15 protein-coding genes are annotated in these 19,940 nt (G+C 44.7%); 4 read left to right on the forward strand and 11 right to left on the reverse strand.

Annotated features, from left to right (window positions below; all coding sequences use genetic code 11):
* Window position 1 precedes the first annotated feature (1 nt).
* The gene (gene sepS, locus MPET_RS03115; protein ID WP_013328566.1) at window positions 2-1,585 is read left to right on the forward strand and encodes an O-phosphoserine--tRNA ligase; all 1,584 of its coding nucleotides are present in this window, start codon (window positions 2-4) and stop codon (window positions 1,583-1,585) included.
* A 39-nt stretch (window positions 1,586-1,624) separates the two neighbouring features.
* The gene (locus MPET_RS03120; protein WP_013328567.1) at window positions 1,625-2,644 is read left to right on the forward strand and encodes a DUF1848 domain-containing protein; all 1,020 of its coding nucleotides are present in this window, start codon (window positions 1,625-1,627) and stop codon (window positions 2,642-2,644) included.
* Window positions 2,645-3,091: 447 nt separating this feature from the next.
* Here MPET_RS03120 and MPET_RS03125 read toward each other — a convergent pair whose 3' ends face one another.
* From MPET_RS03125 to MPET_RS03145, 5 genes are all read right to left on the reverse strand, one after another.
* Window positions 3,092-4,054 carry a hypothetical protein gene (locus tag MPET_RS03125; RefSeq protein WP_013328568.1) on the reverse strand — a complete coding sequence of 321 codons (963 nt, stop codon included), beginning with the start codon at window positions 4,052-4,054 and terminating at the stop codon, window positions 3,092-3,094.
* Window positions 4,051-4,485 carry a type IV pilin gene (locus MPET_RS03130; protein WP_013328569.1) on the reverse strand — a complete coding sequence of 145 codons (435 nt, stop codon included), beginning with the start codon at window positions 4,483-4,485 and terminating at the stop codon, window positions 4,051-4,053. Before MPET_RS03130 ends, MPET_RS03125 begins: the two co-directional genes overlap by 4 nt.
* A gap of 34 nt (window positions 4,486-4,519) precedes the next feature.
* Window positions 4,520-6,331, reverse strand: a complete 1,812-nt coding sequence (locus MPET_RS03135) for a type II secretion system F family protein (RefSeq protein WP_013328570.1) — start codon at window positions 6,329-6,331, stop codon at window positions 4,520-4,522.
* Window positions 6,315-7,865, reverse strand: coding sequence for a type II/IV secretion system ATPase subunit (locus MPET_RS03140; protein ID WP_148222179.1), 1,551 nt, complete (start codon window positions 7,863-7,865; stop codon window positions 6,315-6,317). Before MPET_RS03140 ends, MPET_RS03135 begins: the two co-directional genes overlap by 17 nt.
* 500 nt (window positions 7,866-8,365) lie before the next feature.
* Window positions 8,366-9,208: a hypothetical protein gene (locus tag MPET_RS03145; protein WP_013328572.1), complete on the reverse strand. Its 843-nt coding sequence runs from the start codon at window positions 9,206-9,208 to the stop codon at window positions 8,366-8,368.
* A gap of 537 nt (window positions 9,209-9,745) precedes the next feature.
* On the opposite strand from MPET_RS03145, the gene MPET_RS14375 reads away from it, so the two are divergent.
* Window positions 9,746-10,393: a type IV pilin N-terminal domain-containing protein gene (locus MPET_RS14375; RefSeq protein ID WP_013328574.1), complete on the forward strand. Its 648-nt coding sequence runs from the start codon at window positions 9,746-9,748 to the stop codon at window positions 10,391-10,393.
* A gap of 113 nt (window positions 10,394-10,506) precedes the next feature.
* On the opposite strand, the gene cobN is transcribed toward MPET_RS14375, so the two are convergent.
* The 6 genes from cobN to MPET_RS03180 all read right to left on the reverse strand — a co-directional run bounded on the left by cobN (window position 10,507) and on the right by MPET_RS03180 (window position 18,900).
* Window positions 10,507-14,202 carry a cobaltochelatase subunit CobN gene (gene cobN / locus MPET_RS03155; RefSeq protein WP_013328575.1) on the reverse strand — a complete coding sequence of 1,232 codons (3,696 nt, stop codon included), beginning with the start codon at window positions 14,200-14,202 and terminating at the stop codon, window positions 10,507-10,509.
* A gap of 13 nt (window positions 14,203-14,215) precedes the next feature.
* Window positions 14,216-14,989 carry an ABC transporter ATP-binding protein gene (locus MPET_RS03160; protein WP_013328576.1) on the reverse strand — a complete coding sequence of 258 codons (774 nt, stop codon included), beginning with the start codon at window positions 14,987-14,989 and terminating at the stop codon, window positions 14,216-14,218.
* Window positions 14,983-16,074 (reverse strand): FecCD family ABC transporter permease, encoded by a 1,092-nt coding sequence (locus tag MPET_RS03165; protein ID WP_013328577.1) that lies wholly within the window; start codon window positions 16,072-16,074, stop codon window positions 14,983-14,985. The genes MPET_RS03160 and MPET_RS03165 overlap by 7 nt, the downstream gene beginning before the upstream one ends.
* A 21-nt stretch (window positions 16,075-16,095) precedes the next feature.
* On the reverse strand, window positions 16,096-17,361 hold the full coding sequence (locus tag MPET_RS03170; protein WP_013328578.1) for an ABC transporter substrate-binding protein: 1,266 nt from the start codon (window positions 17,359-17,361) through the stop codon (window positions 16,096-16,098).
* Complete coding sequence (locus tag MPET_RS03175; protein ID WP_013328579.1) at window positions 17,362-17,886, reverse strand: hypothetical protein; 525 nt, start codon at window positions 17,884-17,886, stop codon at window positions 17,362-17,364.
* 261 nt (window positions 17,887-18,147) lie between these two features.
* Complete coding sequence (locus MPET_RS03180) at window positions 18,148-18,900, reverse strand: ATP-binding protein (RefSeq protein WP_013328580.1); 753 nt, start codon at window positions 18,898-18,900, stop codon at window positions 18,148-18,150.
* A gap of 315 nt (window positions 18,901-19,215) precedes the next feature.
* Between MPET_RS03180 and MPET_RS03185 the strand changes: the two genes are divergently transcribed.
* Window positions 19,216-19,938 carry a type IV pilin N-terminal domain-containing protein gene (locus MPET_RS03185; RefSeq protein WP_013328581.1) on the forward strand — a complete coding sequence of 241 codons (723 nt, stop codon included), beginning with the start codon at window positions 19,216-19,218 and terminating at the stop codon, window positions 19,936-19,938.
* Window positions 19,939-19,940: the final 2 nt, after the last annotated feature.

Here is a 19,940-nt window from a genome sequence, read left to right on the forward strand (position 1 = left end):
TATGAGATTTGATTCTGAAGAATTCGCTGAACTTGCAAAGAAGGATTTTGATGAGGCATGGCATGCCGGAGCCGGGATACAGGAGAAACCCGCCTTTTCCAGGAGATACCCGCGGAATATGCTCCAGCCTGCAAAGCCCCACCCTGTACCCGAGACTATACAGAAATTAAGGGATGCCTACCTGCGAATGGGATTCGACGAGGCACGTGTTCCTGTATTTATCGAAGAGCAGGATGTTTACAGGCAGTTCGGCCCGGAAGCCTCCGCGGTTCTTGACCGTGTGTTCTATCTCGGCGGTCTTCCCCGCCCCAACGTCGGCATCGGGAAGAAGCAGATCGACGAGATAAATTCAATACTTGGGAGAATTATTTCCGCCGATGAGGAAGAGAACCTGAGAAAGACGCTTCATGCCTATAAGAAATCGGAGATCGACGGCGACGAACTCACTCATGAACTGGCTGTCGTCCTCAGTGCGGACGACGGGATGATCGTAAAGATCCTTGACGATGTTTTCCCGGAGTTCCGCGAACTATCTCCCGAGTCCTCAAGGACAACACTTCGTTCGCATATGACATCCGGCTGGTTCATCACCCTCGGTGAAATGTGGGACAGGCAGTCGCTGCCGATAAAGCAGTTTGCTGTTGACCGTTGTTTCAGGCGCGAGCAGGAAGAAGGACCGACGAGGCTCATGGCATATCATTCGGCTTCCTGTATCATCGCAGGCGAAGATGTGACCGTTGAGGACGGAAAGGCAGTGGCAGCAGGACTGCTCTCAGCTTTCGGCTTCACGGACTTTGAGTTCAGGCCGGACGATAAGCGCTCCAAGTATTATGTTCCGGGCACACAGACCGAGGTCTATGCGAAGCATCCGGTCCACGGATGGGTAGAGGTCGCGACCTTCGGAATGTACAGTCCATACGCTCTTGCCGCCTATGGTGTAGAAATCCCCGTGATGAACCTCGGCATGGGCGTAGAGAGGCTTGCAATGATCGAGTACAAGGCCGAGGATATGAGGGTCATGACGTACCCGCAGATGTATCCGCCCCAGTTCTCGGATCTCGAACTTGCGACAGGAATCACCCTGCGTGAGGAGCCGAAAACGGCCGAAGGTGCGGAGATCGCAGCGGCTATTGTAGAGACTGCGAAGGCGAACGGCGATGCCGAAAGCCCGTGTGAGTTCCTTGCGTATGAGTCCGATACGTATGGCGGCAGGAAGGTCAGAGTATACGTATTCGAAGCGGAAGAGAACTCGAAGCTCCTCGGTCCGGCTGCCCTTAACGATGTATTCGTATCCGAAGGAAAGATACTCGGCGTTCCCGATACAAGCAACTTCAGGAAGGTGAGGGACAAGGGAGTCAGTGCAGGCATCTCCTATCTCGATGCGGTTGCAAATCTTGCCGCTGCAAGGGTCGAGGAGGGTTTCATGACAGGCGAATGCGGCGAGGTTCACTTCAAGATGGCCAAGGTTCCGTCCGATGTGAATATCGCAATAGAACCCTGGGCTATGAGATATGTCACTGACAACAACAGGAAGCTCGACCTGAGGGGTCCGGTGTTTACGGCCGTCAGGTGGGAGATCGAGTGAGGCTCCCGCCCTGAAAATTATCAAATATTTCTTTTTTCGATGACAGGAAATAGTATCCAGTCAAAACTGTTTTCAGGCGAAAATGATGCCGCAACTGATGAAATTAAGACTGTCAGGCCGGTCATCATATCTGCAAGCCGTGCGACGGATATTCCTGCATTTTATTCGGAGTGGTTCTTTCACCGGCTCTCGGGAGGCTGGTGTATCAAATTCAATCCATACTCCGACCGTCCTCTCCGTGTGGATTTCCGGGATGTCAGGTTTGTTGTATTCTGGACGAAGAATCCCTCGCCGATTATTGACAGGCTCGGAATCCTTGAAGAAAAGGGTATCGGGTACTATTTCCAGTACACCCTGAACGATTATGTTAAGGAGGGGCTTGAAAAGAACGTTCCATCTCTTGACATGAGGATTGAGGCGTTCAAACGGCTTTCTGAGACTGCAGGAAAAGAGAGGGTGATCTGGCGTTTTGATCCCCTTATTCTTTCAGGTTCCGTATGCATCGATACGCTTCTTTCCCGCATCGAGGCAATCGGCGAAGAGATCCACGAGTATACTGAGAAGTTCGTTTTCAGTTTCATCGATCTCTACAAGAGTGTAAAGAAAAATCTTGAACGTGCCGGGTATTGCGGGATAAGAGAATTTACAGTCGATGAGATGGAGGAATTTGCATCCGGCCTGCAGAGGATGGTGACCCGCTGGGGGATCTCCGCCGCCACATGTTCGGAGTCTGCCGATCTCTCCGGATACGGGATTTCGAAGAACAGGTGCATAGATCCCGGTCTTATAGCAAGAATATCCAGGGATGATCCCGTGCTGCTTCGTTATCTGGGAAAGAACTCTGACAAGGATCCCGGCCAGCGTCCTCTCTGCGGTTGTATAAAGAGTACGGATATAGGACAGTATAATACATGTGCGCACCTGTGTTCATACTGTTATGCCAACCGTTATCCGGCGCAGGCCTTGAATAATTATATCAATCACCGGAATCGCAACCCCTCGGGGTTAACAATTTCCGGTGATAAAATCGGGGGTATTTGGGATTTGGAGGATGAGTAGTATTTAAGTAGGGTTTAACACATCCTTTGGTGACTATAATTCTAATGGTTTTAATTGTTTGGTGCTGGTTTGTTTTCTGGATTTGGTATCATCTTTTCCTTGTGCCGAAAAAACAATTCGGGCAATCCGTAAGTTTTGGACAATTTCCGAATATTATTAGTCCTTTAAATCGTTGTAGAGCCGATGATCAATATTTTTTGGCAGCTTTCACCTCCTTTGATGTTTACACAATTTTAAGTTTGTAGCACTTATTATTTAAAATGTTTTAATCTGTAATAATAGATATTGATTAATAATTACTAACTTCTGATTGAATATCCTGAATAGGTTATGCTTGTATTTTTCGCCATTATATGGAGATATTTTAGCATATGGATATTGAGATATCATTTTTTTAAGTCAGGGCTTAAATTTGTAGAACAAATTATTAAAAAAAGAATATTGAATCTATACTTTTGCTGAAACGGTCAGTTTTACCTGCTTTATGTTCACTTTGACGGGATCAATGAATAAAATATCCAGATCTTTTCCTATGTCATCATCAGTTGCGTCTGGGTAGCATGAGACTATTTCTACGTTATCGAATTGCGAACTATTGAAATCAACGAGCTTTTCGTTGATGCATTCCCATATTGTATTATTCACTCCCATTAAAACATCAGTATTTACACTGAAATTTAACCGTGTTTCATTGAAGCTAGATGTCTCAATGTCAGTCTCAAGAGCCAGCATTGCAACTCCGTTTCCGCTGACATAATCTTTCACACCTTTTTCGAGACTTGTTATGGTGATAGTTATCTCAGTGCAGTTTCTATATTTTGTACCTGTATAGTTTCCCAATCCGTCTGTTTGGAAAACGGGTTCATAAATGTAATTCAGATCAAAGAGAGACCTGAAAATCCCCGAATCGTTTTCTACGGCCTGGATAGTATCATTCATGTCAGTGTACTGCAGGGGAGTTGTTATGTTATACCCGGTTGTAAGGTTGACATACCCGTACTGCCATGAATATCCCTGGTCCTGCCAGAAATTACTGACCGGCTCATATGCAAATCTTACAAGGGATGAGTTCCAGTTTGCCGATGTACTTGAAATATTGAAAAGCCTCGCATCTTCTTCAACCTCGAGAACACCTCCTGATTTTATTGATGATAAGAATACATCCCCACCTCCTAGTTCGAAACTCCTACTAAGCCTTCCTTCAGACTTTTGCCATACTGCGTTTTCAAGGTCTGATGAGAATGAAAGGAATTCTTTTTGAACATCCGAGAGATGATCGATCTCGGCTTCTTCCTTTAGCGAGGGAACATACGTATTGAAATAAACGGACATCACCGTTACAATGACAGCCAGAATTAGGAGCATTGCAACGACAGGGGCTATACCCTCGTCGGCGTTGTAGTCGATCAACCCTCGACCCTCCCGAAGAAGACAACGGAATTCGATACAACCATCTGGATGGTATAGCCGCTTACGTTCTCTTCCGGATCTATCTCCATATAGTCACCGGGCATGAAATTATTTATCGATCCGTCATTATTTATACTGAAATTTTCATAATTTAGTGGAATTCTGTTTGTATTATTCGATAATATTATCTTTACGTCCCTGACTGAGACAGTGTCTCCGCCCTTGTGCCATAATGTTACGTTGTAGTATCCCGTTGTTGTATTCGGAGCGTATTTTTCCATCATAACGTTTAGCGAAGGCTCCCTGTCCCCTGGAATATACTGTGATGCTGATACGGCAAACAGGGCTACAAGAATCAGGACCAGGCTTAACATAAGCATTTCGCCGATTATTGGCGATACTCCTGTCTCATCTCTTTTATAACCTTTCATTTTTAAAACTCCCTGAAATCTCCTGGATAATTTCTTACACCTGTATTATAAACACAAACAGAACCAGCGAAGCGATCATGAATATGATACTGTGCTTAAGTCCTGCAAGCATAGTATTTGAACTCAGCTGTCCTGCCATTATCCCGGAAAATAATCCCAGGATAATTGAAATATGGAACATCTCCTGGATATTTGCATCAAGATTGAAAGAGATATCAAAATCCATGAAACTTTGAACAAACGATACATTCAGCTCATATGCCGAGTACAGGAATATACCATAAGAAAGATAGATTATTGCTACATAGATGAACGAAACCCCAAACCGTTCATTCTTCATCCTTAAATAATGTTCAAGATCGCTTATCGCAATCGCGAGAATCTCCCTGAGATGATCTGTGATCTCGCTTGCCTTGATAACAAGTGAGATCGCTCTTTTGACAGAAACAAGCCCTATTCTTTCCTCAAGCTTATAAAGGGCACTTGAAACGCTTGTTCCCATTTTTATCTCTTCAGAGGCAATTTTCACTTCGGATGTCAGGACACCGATCTTGCTTTGTGCAATAATATGAATTGCACTCTGAAGAGTCATCCCCATATCCTTCATATCTGATATTTCCCGCAAAAATCCCGGAAGCTGTGATTCGAATTTTTTAAGATACCAGCTTCGGGCTTCGTATGCAAAAGCTATGGGGAACATGAATGCACAGATCACTATGCATATGAATGATTCCAGTGTATATTTCGGGAAAAACTCCAATAAGTACCCGTTCATATAAAGGAGGGTAACTGCCCCTGCAGCCGCCATACCGAATACCATGCTGTACTGGTAATCTGAAACATAATACCGCAACGGATTTTTCAGGACGGTCTTGATTTTAATTGCCTGTTTTTTTGACTGAAGTCTTTTCAAAAATTTATTGTCGACCAACTGAATGCTTTCTGAATCTATATTGGTATCTGCATACTCTGATTGCGTGATCTCTTTTCTGCTTACCTCAAGATTGTCGGGGGGCATCATTATATAGAGCAGGAATATCATCGCCGACGCACCTATGGGAAGACCGATATACATCAGGGGTTCCAGGAGATCGATGGTCGACTGGCCCGAGAGATTCTGTGCAACTACCATAATCATTATTGCAATAGGTCCTGCGACAAAGGCGGTTACGTAAATCTCCGCCATAATCTCCATTGTCTTCAGTGTGTTTTCAAGCTCCTGCATAGCAGTCTCCCGGTAATGAGCCGATTTCGAGGCAAAAAAGTCAGTCATACTGCCGCCTGTCTTGAAAACCATTGCAAGATCATTCAGTAATTCTGAAAATGTCGGTGATGGCGTGGATTCCTGGACGTTTCTCATCGCTGTCAGGAGATCGTCTCCGAAATATTCGACATCTCTTATTATCATCCCGCATTCTTTTGAAACTTCTCCGTATAGATCTTCGTTATCGCTGACACTTTTGAATATTGAAAAAAGCGTCATTGTTGTCGACAATGCCTGCATGTACGTGACGGCATAAGGCAGGTCAAGCTCTATTCTTGTCTTTCTCCCTGCTGCGACCGTTTGGGGATACATGTAGGCAAATAAAAAAAATCCTCCTACCAGAATCAGGAATAAAAGCAGGACCGAGATCTCATAAGGCAGGAACGATATTGGATTTATTTCGATCTCAAGTATTACAAGCAGGATTACAAGGAGTATATACACCATTGCGGCAAGAACCGTACCAAGAATCAGGATTAACAGGTACTCTCCTGCGCCTATAGGAATATGGCTGCCTTTCAAAGAACGCCTGAATTCTTCGGTATTTAATGATTTTATTAAAACATTATCCTTCAAAGTCATATCTGCCGCTCTTTGCAAATTCTACGAATACTGCCGTTATTTCATCCGAATTTCTTATGCCGTTTTTCAGAAGCCCTTCCAGGATCTCTTTTCTGATTTCTATCTGATTCAGGGTCTCATCTACAGTCCAGCCGTGGCTGTATGCGATGTCGGTTATAATTTTGGATTCCTTGTAGATTTTCCTGAAAACATCTTTTACCGGATTCCATTTATAGAGGATATTATACGTGATGTCGTTCTTTTCTGCTACGATCTCGTCTATTGTAATGCATCTTCTGACCATTCTGCCGCCGATATACTGCAACTGCTGGATAATCATCAGATCAAGTGCTCCGAACATTGCGACGGGGACATTGATCGGGTTTGTAGTAAGGCGGTTGATCGCCTGTTCGACTCCTCCTGCATGGAGTGTGGAGTACGTGGTATGCCCTGTATTCATAGCCTGAAAGAGAGTCTGCGCCTCGGCGCCTCTTACTTCTCCCACGATAATATATTCCGGCCTCTGGCGAAGTGCAGTCTTTAAAAGGGAGAACATATCCACGTTTCCTTTTCCTGATTGTGATGCACTCTCCCTTGTCATCATCGGAAGCCAGTTTTTATGGGGCATCTGTATCTCCCTGGTGTCTTCTATAGATACAATTTTTGCCAGATGCGGAATGAAGAGCGAAAAAGCGTTCATCATCGAGGTTTTTCCACTGGCAGTGCCTCCTACGACTATCGCACTTTTCCTGTTCTCAACACACAGCCATATAAAAGCCAGGATCTCTGCATCGTAAGTCCCGTAGTCGATTAAATCTATAGGAGTCATGGGGTCTGACTTGAATTTTCGTATTGTAAACGAGCTTCCTTTTGAAGATACTACGTCCGTGTATGTAATCTGGGCGCGTGCTCCTTCCGGGAGTGCAGCATCTACGAGTGGTGCTGTCAACGAGAGTTGTTTGTCGGCTTTTTGTGCAATCTTTAAAACGAATCTGTTGAGTTCTTTATTTTCAAAGACTATGTTTACCGGCAGATTGGAATATTTCCTGTGAAATATGAATACCGGAATATCAGGGCCATTGCATGTGATATCCTCTATGCCTTCATCGTGCATGAGTGGATCCAGCTTTCCGTATCCTTTGAAATTTCTGTAAAGATAGTAGCTGATGATATCTATCCTGTCGTCGGCGATATTTTGATCGAGGTTTTTTACGATTTTGTATACTAATTCCGAGTCAAGGTTTACCCGTTCATTCTGCGCCTTTGAATCATACAGTACAACAGATCTCAGCTGCGCATCGGTTTCTTCAAGTATAATGTGCTCCTGTTCGGTTATTTCCGGTTCAAAGACCATATACTGCAGATTTTTCTCTTCATCGCTTACTATAATAACAAATGAATGGGGGGGATACAGCCAGTATGATTCAAGGATTTCATATGATTCTGGTATGAGCCCCGGAGTTATCTCCGGATTATCGGGATATTTTGAATGGTGAAGAACAGCTTCAGCTGATTCGGGTTTATCTGATTTAATAAGATTCTTTAAAATTTCCATTAAATCATTGAATTTCTCGGAAATTCCTGTTTTATCAGGACCTTCCGAAGTATTGACCTCTGCTTTTTCTTCATCTTTTAAGTCATCTTTTGATTTAGATCTGAATTTCAATGAGAATGAGTTTGATTTCGATTTCTGATCAGGAGATTCATTTTTGGTTTTTAATCCCTTCTTTTTGAAAAAATCTTCTTTAATAGATATTTTTTTAGCTTTTTGTATGATGGATTCATGTGGTCTGTCTGATGTTTCGACCGTTATCTGTGAAGATTCTTTTGTATCTTCTTTCTTTTTCAAATTACCATCAGGTCCGGTTGGAATAAGATTAGATTCTCCGATTTCTGGTATTTCATATGATTTTTCTAAATCCTGATCAATATCATTAAAACTATTTTCCCCGGCTGATTTGTCGGCATTAACCTCTACTCCGGGTTTAGCGGGTTCTAAATTTTCACAGGAATCATTCGTGGTTTTTTTTAATAATGAAGAAGATTCGTTAGCCATTAAAACCACCATTCTTCCTCTTCTTCAGGTATTTCCGTTGCTTCTTCAGTAACGACTTTCCCTGTTGTCATCTGGGAAAAGACATCGTTTGCATTAGTAATTACACTGAAGGAGTTCGGGTTTTCAGGAACGGTTCCGGAGAGAACTGTAATCGCTCCATCAAGACCTGTACCATATATATTTATTCTGAATTCCCCTGTCATGGGTATTGTGAGGTATTGTTCGTCTTCTGAAGGATTTGTCCTGCCGTATCCACCCGTTGCGACGGTTTCATTTGTTTTGTTATTTATGACTGTTACAGCAAGGAACGAATAATATGGAACTCCATCGCCGTCATCAGTTTCGGATATAAAATCTGAGACTGCATAACAGACAACCAGGGGCCCTTTGCCTACAGAAACAACGATGCTCATTGAATCATACTGGAATGTTTTAGTGGTTTTGTATAATGTCTGGAAATATTGCCGTGAAACGGGGTCTTCGGGCACAGCGGCCGTGTCAAATTCTAATGGTCTAAAGTAAGGATCATCCGGGATATAACTATCAACAACATTTATGGAATCGCTTATACCCGTATCAGTGGAAAGAGTGCCTGTCTGTGCGGAACTTACCTGACCTGTCTCTGCAGACGAAGTCGCTGTCTGTTCGTTATATGTCGATGCTATCAGCGGATCATACTCATTATAGGTGGATGCAGGCGAATCGGGAACTTCATTATTTCCGATAAACATCTTACTGACAAAAATAACTCCGACTGCAACGACCAAAATAAGGATTGCTACAATTGCTATCGTCAAAATCTTAGTTAGCTGTCCTATATCGGGCACCTGACTTCCTGTCATATCTTACCTCTTTGCACGGGCATCCCCCTGTTATAATCCGGTGCCGTAAGTGGGCCACGCCTGCATTTGATGAACAAATAATATACCATACCAATTGCCTTTCTTATTAACTAAGTTAACTATTTATCATTCATTTGCCCCCATATGTACACTATATGTTATTTACGTTTCCATGATTATAACAATTCTCCTTTCAATTACCAATTGCCTGAGTAATTGTTTCTCAATAAAATTTTACTTACATAATAATTAATTTATTTGGCATTCCGAACTTCGACTAAATTTAGTGATAAATTTAACTATTGTACGTTTTGCTTATAGGTATATAATAATTATTTGAAATAAAGTAACACTAAATAAATACAAATATGAAAAATGATCGCTGGATCTATTTCTTCAACAGCAGTGCTAAAAATCCTGAAGTCAGGGTCAAAAGTAGTTTCCCTGAAGGATTCTAACCTGATCGACATGTTTTATTCATACGGAATGTTAAGTATTATCCTTTTAAAAGATCAAAAAATAAAATGAGAATTTGTTATGGCTCCACTCGAAAAAAATCCTGATGGCGTTTCTCCGGTAGTCGGGGTAATGCTAATGCTGGTAATTGTCATTATTCTTGCCGCAGTAATTAGTGCCTTTTCAGGAGGTATCGCAGGAAATTCTGATTCAGGCTCTTTGATTGAGGTCACTGCAGAAACGAAGATTATCAATTCCGGTTATAATGATACGAGCAGGTTTGAGATCAATATAATCTCTCTCAGTTCTCCTGTAAGTACGAAGGACCTCAAGCTTAAAACTTCATGGCAAAGATATGATTCCTCTGGTGTCATGATCTCTAATGATACATTCTCTATCCCTGGTGATGAAAATTTTAACTATGGCAATGGGGGCGTTTCTCCGATCGGAACGGGAACCGGGCTTCCGTGGGACGGCACTTATGCAAATATCACTGCTGACATGAACTTCGGGAAATATGCACTCCTGGCTGGGACAAGTATGGTGGCCTATCCGTCTGTTTACTATGTGAATAACGGTTACACGGATAATTCTTATACGGACTCCATGCAGGCTATACTTGGAGATAATTGGTACGAACTCGAATCAGGTGATGTTGTTTCTGTAAAACTGATCCATGTTCCATCCGGGCGAATAATATATGATGATGATATTTATGTTAACGCTTGACATGAATATGGGTAAATTGATATAAATAGATCCAAAATATTAAAAAAAAGTCTCTTTCTTTTGATTTTAATGTTCCTTGATCTTAATTCCTGCTTTTTTTGTCTTATTTTACATCAGCTTCTATGCCTGCTTTCAGAGATTTCCTTCAGCGTGAAAACGTCTATTGATCCGCCCTGGATGTTCCCGGGAGCTTCACCTCTCCTGTCTTCCATGTCTCCCTCTATGTCCAGGTATGCCTCTTTGAGCCTGTTTATCAGGTTGGGATCTGCATCCCAGAGATCCCTGGCATTCGCTTCCAGAAGCCGCCTTTCTATCTCTTCGAGAGCCCAGGGATTTTTCTCGGAGAAGAATTTGCGGTTTTCCTCGTTAAGTACAAAGGTTTCAGCAATGCTATCGAAGATCGAATCGTCAACCTCCCCTGTAGTCGCCTCCCACCCGTAGACATGCGTTATCCTCTTCGAGATGTCCTCCGCACCCTTGTAGCCGTGCTTTTTCATCCCGTCGATCCATTTAGGGTTGAGAAGTTTTGTCCGTACAACCCTCCTTATCTCGTCTGCAATAGTCCTGACCTCGACAGTGTCGCGGCTTCTTGTATCCCCGTAATATACAGGAATATTCTTCCGGCTCACTGTTCGCGCCGCAATTGTAAGGCCGCCGTGTGCCCCGAAATAGCAACAGCATCCAAGGAGATCGTATTCGTCTGTCATTGCGACGTTGAACGTGAGGTTCACGGATTTCAGCTGGGCGGTCATGTTTTCTTTTGCCGGGGTTCCGAAGTTCTCTTTCCCGTAGGCGTAACTGTTCCATTCGAGGAACACGTCAGCGATATCACCTTCATCCTTCCAGGCGGAAGCATAGATAGCTAGATTGACTCCGTTTCCGTATGTTCCGGGACGGTTCCCGAATATCCTGTCGGACGAGTTGTTTTCAAGAGAATGCTTTCTCAGGTAGTTTGCTTCCGGGGGCTCGTTGAGTTCTGCAACTGCTTTTATCACCTCATCCAGGAATTCGATGCAGTTGAAGAAATTGTCTCTCATTATGCCTCCGATTTTAACTGTAATGTCAATCCTCGGCCTTTGAAGCTCTTCGAGCGGGATAATACTGAAGGATTTTACCTTCCCGGCTTTCCATACCGGCTCTGCACCTATCAGTTTCAGCATCTGGGAGAATACTTCGCCGTCTCCCCACATGATGTCGGTAGATACCCAGTAAAATGCGATGTTCTCGGGATATTTATCATTTTCACGGAGGTACTTGGCCAGGACTTCATCCGCAAGTCGGTTCCCTATTCTCCATGCGGCCTTTGTCGGAACCTTGTTCGGGTCAAGAGAATAGAAGTTCCTGCCGGTGGGCATGATCTCGGGATTTCCGCGTGTAACTAGTCCTGAAGGACCCGGTTCGATGTATCTGCCGTCAAGGCCGTGCAGCAGGGCGCCAGTCTCGTCCGAGTCTTCTATTCTCCTGTCGATTTCCATGATCTGCGAGAATATTACATCTGCGTTTTCGGCCTGCTCCTGTGGTAATTCTTTTTTTATCCGGGATTTTATTGTTTCCCAAGGATTGCCGCCGGAGATTACAGTGCTGATGATCTCTTTGGAGAAGATCTCCTCTTCTCTCATCTTTTCGATATCCTGATCTGCGGAACCGCTTCCTGAAAGCTCAGATAAGAGTTTATTTAACATACCTTCATACGAGAGGATCGAGTCTATCATTTCAACCCTGTCCTCGCCTTCCGGGTTTTTCCCGAATATATGCATTCCTTTCGGGATTTTGGTCTCATATGTCTCGGTTACGACTTTGTGTGCTGCCTCGATTATCTCGTCGAATCCTGCTTCGATGTACTTCAGGCCTTTAAGGTTTATCGAGTACGAAATCCCGGTCTCTTCAAGCAGATCCTCGATTGTGTGTGTCAGTGCATGGGCCCGGGCTTTATCGGAAACTATTGCCCTCTTATATTCGGCAATCTGCTCCTCGAGTTCCTTCAAATTTCCGTAGAGTTCGGATGTCGTCATAACGGTCTGCATATGATCGATGATCGTCGCATACGATCGCCTCTTTGCAGTCGTTCCTTCGGGAGGATTGTCCGAGTTGTAGATGTACAGGTGCGGCATGTTCCCTATTGCAATGTCTGGGTAGCAGGAGTCCGAAAGACCGACGCCTTTTCCGGGCAGGAACTCGAGGTTGCCGTGGGTTCCGACATGAACGATTGCGTCTGCTCCGAACGTTTCGTCGAGGTAGTGATATGTCGCAAGATACTGGTGGGTCGGCGGGGTGTTAGCGTCATGTAGTATTTTACAGGCCTTGCCGTCGCATCTCGGGCCCGAACATCCTCTCTTCGGCTGAACACAGACGATTACATTTCCGAAGGAGACCCCTGTCACTACAATATCCCCCTTGTAAAGCATTGCCGGGGGAACACCGTCGATCTCTTCTCCCGGCGGATTTCCCCAGCATTCGGAGACCTCCTTTTGGACTTTTTCCGGGAGTGTCGAAAACCACTTCCTGTAGTCGCCGGCCTTTACTATATGAAGTGCACCGCCCTTTTCCACGATCTCTTCAACTGAAGTCCACCGGAACTCGGAGACAGCCTTTCTGGACATGATCTCGTTTATGAGCGCCTCTCCTGATTCGGGAGGGTCGACATCATATCCCGCACTCTTCATCTCTTTCAGGATGCCGGAGAGACTCTCAAGGGTATCGAGATTTGCGCCCGAACCGACTGTTCCCTCGACGGATGCACAGGGTTTGTTGTGGAGTATGAATACAATCTTTTTTTCTGAATTATTTTTCTTCGAGAGCCTGATCCATCTCTCAATCCTTTTTGCGATCTTATCGATCCTCTCTTCATGGGGGATGTGCAGGCTTGTCTCGACACCCGAAACGGATTCCTTTTCTGCAAAAGAGAACGGGATCATCTCTGTCAGGCCCTGGAATTCAGGAAGGGCGACGGTCCATCCTGTTTCCGATCCGGTCATCCCGAATTCCGATCTTCTCCATTCTTCAACGGAGTCATGGTACATTGTAAGAGGATGGAAGACGGGAATTCCCATCTTCTTCAGGTGTCCTATATATGATTCACGGTCCCTGCTCTGGACAAACGATCTCAGATCAACAAGTGCATCAATTCTTTCAGGCATGTACTTCCTGATGCATTCCTCACTTGAAAGTGTCCCGAGTTCGTCGTCGCCGTTTGAAAAGCAGAAGACGCAGATTACGTTTGCAAACTGTTCTATTCTCCTGATGAAACTGTCTATTGCCCTTAGATCCCCGCATATCCACTGTATCCTCGGAAACAGAATGCCTACGTTATATTCGGATATGACTCCCCTGTAGTCGAAGTATTGTCCGGCGCTGTCAAGGACGAAAGGGATGTCAGGGTGGTAGATCCCCTCCCACCTCGTAGGCATGGGTTTGGCATAATGATAATTGAGATTGAGGATCTTCGATGCACAGAACGCAAGCATGTTGTAGATATTCTCAAGTCCGCCGTAGAGGAAATATGCACTGACAGCCGAGACGATCTCCAGGGGAACGGTGGATGCCGACCAGAACATATCCGAAAAACCGTATGATACAACCGGAAGCTCCTCGGGGAATCCTTCTATTATATCGTCCCAGTATGAATCGTGCGACGGGTGGATAAGAACGAAATCGGAGTCCATAAATGAACTGATGCATTCCGAAACCAGTTCGCTGTTCTCTTTTAAGTCATAGACGTTCCAGTCGGACAGTTCGAACCCTATCCTTTTTGCCGCATGTCTGATGACCGATATTTCGCTCCCCCATGAAACCACGGTAAATTTAACCATCTTTCTCCCTCCATTATTTTTCCGCCGGTCGCAGCGGGATTATATATGGTCGCTCTTTTTCCCGGTTGACGGCCGCTTCTACTTCGTAAACGCTTCTTATGGTATCCCCTGTCAGGATTTCTTCAGGACGGCCGCGGCTATGAATCTTTCCTTTTTTCAGCATGACCATCTGGTCGCAGTATCCGGCGGCAAGGTTCAGGTCGTGCAGTGAGACGATAACGGCAGTGTTCTTTTCTTTCGTAAGAAACCGCATATTCTCCATGACTTCCATCTGGTGTTTTATGTCCAGGCTGCTCGTCGGCTCGTCCATGAGAACGATTGGGGTTTCCTGTACAATCGCACGGGCGATCATTACACGCTGCCTCTCTCCTCCCGAAAGCTCTTTCGTCTTCCTGAATGCAAAATCCTCGATTCCAAGGAGTTTCATCGCTGAATATACCTTTTCTTCGTCCTCCGGCCTGATATTCCAGTTGAGGTACGGCCGCCTCCCCATCAGGATCGTCTCGTAGACATAGGACGAGAGTCCTTCCGGGACACTCTGCGGAACATATGCGATCTTTTTCGCAATATCCATCCTGTCGAGTGTCTTCGAGTCTGTTCCGAAGATCTCGACAGTCCCTTCCGGGTTCAGTATGCCGTCGATGCATTTGATGAGGGTAGTCTTCCCGCACCCGTTCGGACCGACGAGACCAAGGATTTTTCCTTCTTCCGCTTCGAAAGAGATCCCTGAAAAGACTTCCTTCTGCCCGTATGAGAAGGAGAGATCACCTACTCTTACTGCTACCATCCCGTATCATCCCTCCTAAGGAAAAGGTACAGGAAGAACGGAACCCCAAGGAATGCAGTCATTATTCCTACGGGAATTACGGCTGGGTAAATTATCGCCCGGCTTAAGCAGTCCGCACCGAGCAGAATCGCTGCGCCCATCAGCCCCGATGCGGGGATCAGTATCCTGTTGTCGCTTCCTGTTGTCATCCTCGCGATATGCGGAGCGACAAGGCCGATGAATCCTATGGTCCCCGTGAACGAGATGATGACTGCGGTTATGAGGGATGCTATGAACATGAATATCGTCATCTCACGCTCGACCGGGACACCAACCGATTTTGCGATCTCAGATCCCTCGGCGAGGGCGTTTAGGTCCCAGGCCTTCAGGAGCAGGTATGGAACAATTACAAGGAGAACGAGGCATACGATCCCGAGGTTGAGCCATGTCGTATCGTCGAGGGATCCGAACATCCAGTAGACGACCGCGGCTGCCTGGTCCGAAGATCCGAAATACTGCAGGAGCGAAGTTATCGCCGAGAACAGGTACATCAGTGCGATTCCGGCGAGTATCATCGACGAGGAAGACAGTCCTTTGTGCCTTGCCATGAGATAGATCCCGAATGCTGCAGCCATCGAAAATAAAAATGCAAGGGCCATGATGGTGATGCTTCCTGAGAGAAGGGCGAATCCGCCGAACAGTATTATGGCGACAGATGCCCCGCATGATGCTGCCGATGATATTCCCAGTGTGAAAGGGCTTGCGAGCGGATTTCTCAGTATTCCCTGCATTATGGTTCCTGCGATTGCAAGCCCGAATCCGGCGGCGATGGCGAACAGTACCCGGTGAAGCCTGATGTCCCAGACAACGATCTCGGTCATGGACTGCGAGGCCTGTTCTGTTCCCAGGAAAAACTGGCTTAATCTTTCTGAAAGTCCTGAAAAGAGAGCCTGGTATGATTGTGTAATCGATATTTCAGCTGTACCGAGAGTTACCCCTATGCCTGTCAAAAGTATCAGAAGGATGATAATGCCAATGAAAAAGGCCTGTTTCTTAGCCCTGATCTTTTGGCATTGTGCCATGAATTCACTGGAATCGACTGCCATTCAGAATCTACCGCAGGTGACCTATTGATTTCCGCTCCAGACGAAAACTCCGTTATTATCTACATCAAAGTCCAGGTGCTGGAACTCCGAGATATATTTCTGGTGGACGGCAGTGGGGTCCACATTCTCCAGTTCATCGGGGTACATCCATTTGGCGAGGTATAGCGTGCCAATGATGTATTCCGGTCCACCGAAGATGTCGTTGCTCAGGATATATACATGGTCGTCCTTTACTGCGTCGAGGTTCTGCCAGCCTGCACGGCTTGTTATCGTCTCATATACTTCCTGTGCTTTTTCAGTGTTGTTGTCCTCATATCCTCCGAATGTAAGCTCTCCGGAACCGATGAGCTTGACGATCACATCGGGGTTTTTGACAAGTATCTCTTCGGGGCTTACGATCGGATATTCGGGTGTGGCATCCTCGAATATGCTGACTCCTCCTGCAAGGTTTATCTTCTCGTTGTATCCTGAGCCGTTTGCTGCACTCTTGTAGTCAACCCAGCTTTCAAAGTAGACCTGCGTTCTTTCATCCTTTGGGATATTTTCGTATGCAGAATCGATGGCATTCATCTGTTCATTGTAGAAACCGGTAAGTTTTTCAGCTTCATCTTCTTTGTCGATGACTTCGCCGAGGAGTTTTGTCTCATTGATGTATGTCGAAGGGTAATACATGTCGAACCTGAACACCTTGATCGAGGGGTCCATGGACTGGATCTTCTCCTGTATTTCGTCGGCTGTCTCCTCCATGAAATCAGCATAGAGGAAAACTGCATCGGGTGAAAGCGAGATTATCTTCTCGTAGTCGGGCGACCAGACAGAGCCTGTGTTCTCCTTGTCCGAGTATTCGGGGAAGAAAACCTCGTCTGCAAGTGTATATTTTCCAACCCCCGATACAATATCTTCGTCAAGTCCGAGAGATCTCATCGTCTCGAGCGTCTCGCTGTTCATTACGGCGATATTTCTTAAAGGCCTGTATAGGGTGATCTCCTGGCCTTTTGTATCGGTAACTGTCTTCGGTTTCCCGTTCCAGTTGGAATAGATATATGCGGCGTCCGCGAGATCCTTGTCGTAGACGGCGCTGTCGTTTCCGTTGATGTACTTCTCAGTAAGGTAGGAGAGTATCTCGGGTGCAAGTTCGTCTGCCTTGATCTCCAGATCGCTGTTGTTATCCAGCGGAAGGCTCTCTGAATTTTCCTGCGTGGCTGCGTATACCGGTACTGTAAACAGGAATGCAGCCGAAAGCATCAGAATGAGGAAAAATTCCGCTTTCTTATATGTACTTTTCATTTAGTTATCCTCCTTTGAAGAAGATCTGCCGGAAGTTTTCATGACAAGCCCTGCTATGCCCGCGGAGAGCAGTGCAAGTATACCCGAATACCCGAACGGAGCTTCTTTTGCAGAGGTTGAGGAAGGAATTTGTTCTTTTTCCGATTCTTTAACCGAAAGTTCTTCGCCCCCGTGTGTGCCTGTCGCGATATCATCCCATGATGAAAGGATCTCGCCTGTCGCAAGGTTGGGGCAGACTACATCTATGTAGATCTCTGTCTCACCCGTGAGAGTTGCGATGAATGTTTCGTCATCGTTCCCGTAGTTTTCGGCAGGGATGTTCGTATCTACGATCTCGAATGTTCCGGGGAACTCTATGCTCAGGCCACCTGCGGTTATGTTCGAGACCGAAATAGATATTCTGTATTCGTCGGGATCCCCGGTAGGAGTAATAGTATAAGTAGCCCCCTGCAGAGTATCTGCGGCTGCCGCGTGAGCGGATAACGCCGCCAGAAGCATTATGACAATCAGGAATTTGTGTTTCATGGATGTCCAATCCCTAAGTTATTAAGATCTAATAATCATTAATTTATTTTATTTAGTATTATCTTGTTTATTTTAGTATTTTTTTCGTAAATAAAAAAAGAATTTTTTTATTATTTGTTCAGATTTAAATCTATATCATAAAATGAGTTGCTCGCTGGATATCTCTTTGATATCAGCTGAATATGTTTAATAAATGCATGATGTGGAGTTCTTTTATTGTTTATTTCAGTATAAAAATGTTTAGAATTTTTCAGGTTTTATTTATTTTACACCGATTTTTTCGGTTATCTCGAAGATTCCCGGATAATCTCCCGGAAGCTCTTTTCCTTCAAGTCCCGATACCAGGAGTTCAGGGTCATTGGTGAATTCGGCAATAATTGCTTCTTTGTTGTCTACGCCATTCCTTAGATATGACGATGTCTTTGTATCGATCTTATTTAGTATGTAATATACCGGAACTTCGATCTTTTCAGCCATCTTCGATACCTCCTTTGAGAGGTGCAGGGATTCATAGGACGGGTCTATGATCATAAGTATTACATCGCATATCTGGTCGATACCCCTGCCAAAATGCTCGATTCCCGCTTCGGTATCGACAATGACGACATCTTTGTCCGAAAGCTTAAGCTCGGAGATGAAGCGCCTTGACAATATTCCCATTGGGCATGCGCATCCTTCTCCCGCCTCGTGGATCTTTCCGATTGCAACTAGTCCGATCTCTCCTTTACGGGATATGAAACCATCCGGGATATCGTCGAACGTCCAGTTAAGTTCGGATGGTTTTGCATCTTCTTCTCCCGACTTCCTGAACTTTTCCATCATGCCTCTTTTTCCGCCGAAGTATTCCATCAGGTCTTTGGGGGATTCCATGCCGAGTATTCTGTTAAGGCTGGCGTTGGATTCGTCTGTGTCAATCACAAGTACCTTGTGGCCGTTTTCGCTGTAATGCCTTGCAAGGAGGGCGGTAATTGTACTCTTGCCCGAGCCTCCTTTTCCGCATATTATTACTTTCATAATTATTCTTGTGAGTATTATCTGATTTAATATTTGTAATTTTTAATTTACGCGTCTCGATGTGATAATTCAAATTGCCTTTTGGAAGATTTAATGTGAATATCTTAATAATACGAGTTTTAAAGATACGTCATATTTTTTTAACTATTATGTCCTATTTTATCACTACTAATTCAAATGATAATTATTAAAACGTACAAAATTTAATAAAAAATTATAATTATGTCTTACTTGGGTGGGGGCTTAATTATGTACTTTTGTACCGGATGGTTTGGCATTTTTATTCACAAATCAAGATGAGGTGAAAATTTTATTATGCGTTATGAAAAGAGAAAAGACTGTGCAGTATCGCCGGTTGTCGGCGTCATGCTGATGCTCGTTGTGACGATCATTATTGCTGCTGTTGTCAGTGCATTTGCCGGTGGAATAACAAGCGGAGAGAAGGTGGCTCCTCAAATTTCTGCAGATATGAGGATTATAAATACTGGTGATCCCGATTCATCATTTGATATTTATGTTTACAGCGTAAGTGAGCCGATACCATCGTCAGATATAAAAATTATGACCTCCTGGATAGCGGAAAGTGCTACCAATACCGGGACTTTCGTCAGGGGAGGCAGTACTACAACTGCCGGTGTTTCTTATCTGAATTATTATTATGCAGGCAATGACGATTCTCCGATTTACCGTTCTTTCCCGTACGGTTATGGTGCGGGAGTTGAAGACTGGGGTGCATACGGAAATCCAACAGATGAAATGCAGTTTGGAAATTACACAATAACCGGAGGTACTACTATGCATATAGGTGCATATGGTCCACGAACTTATGGTTCAGGAACGGGAGGATATGAAGACTGGGTATATACATATGTATCTGATAAATATTTTAGAGATGACTGTATCGACGGTATGCAGGTATTATTAGGAGATGGCTGGGAAGTACTCCGTACCGGGGATTCCGTAAATGTGAAATTAATCCATATTCCAAGTGGTAAGACAATTCTTAGTAAGGACATCTCAGTTCTTTCGAGGGTGTGATT

Origin of the sequence: Methanolacinia petrolearia DSM 11571 (assembly GCF_000147875.1) — an archaeon.
In the GTDB taxonomy this organism is placed as follows: Archaea; Halobacteriota; Methanomicrobia; order Methanomicrobiales; family Methanomicrobiaceae; genus Methanolacinia; species Methanolacinia petrolearia.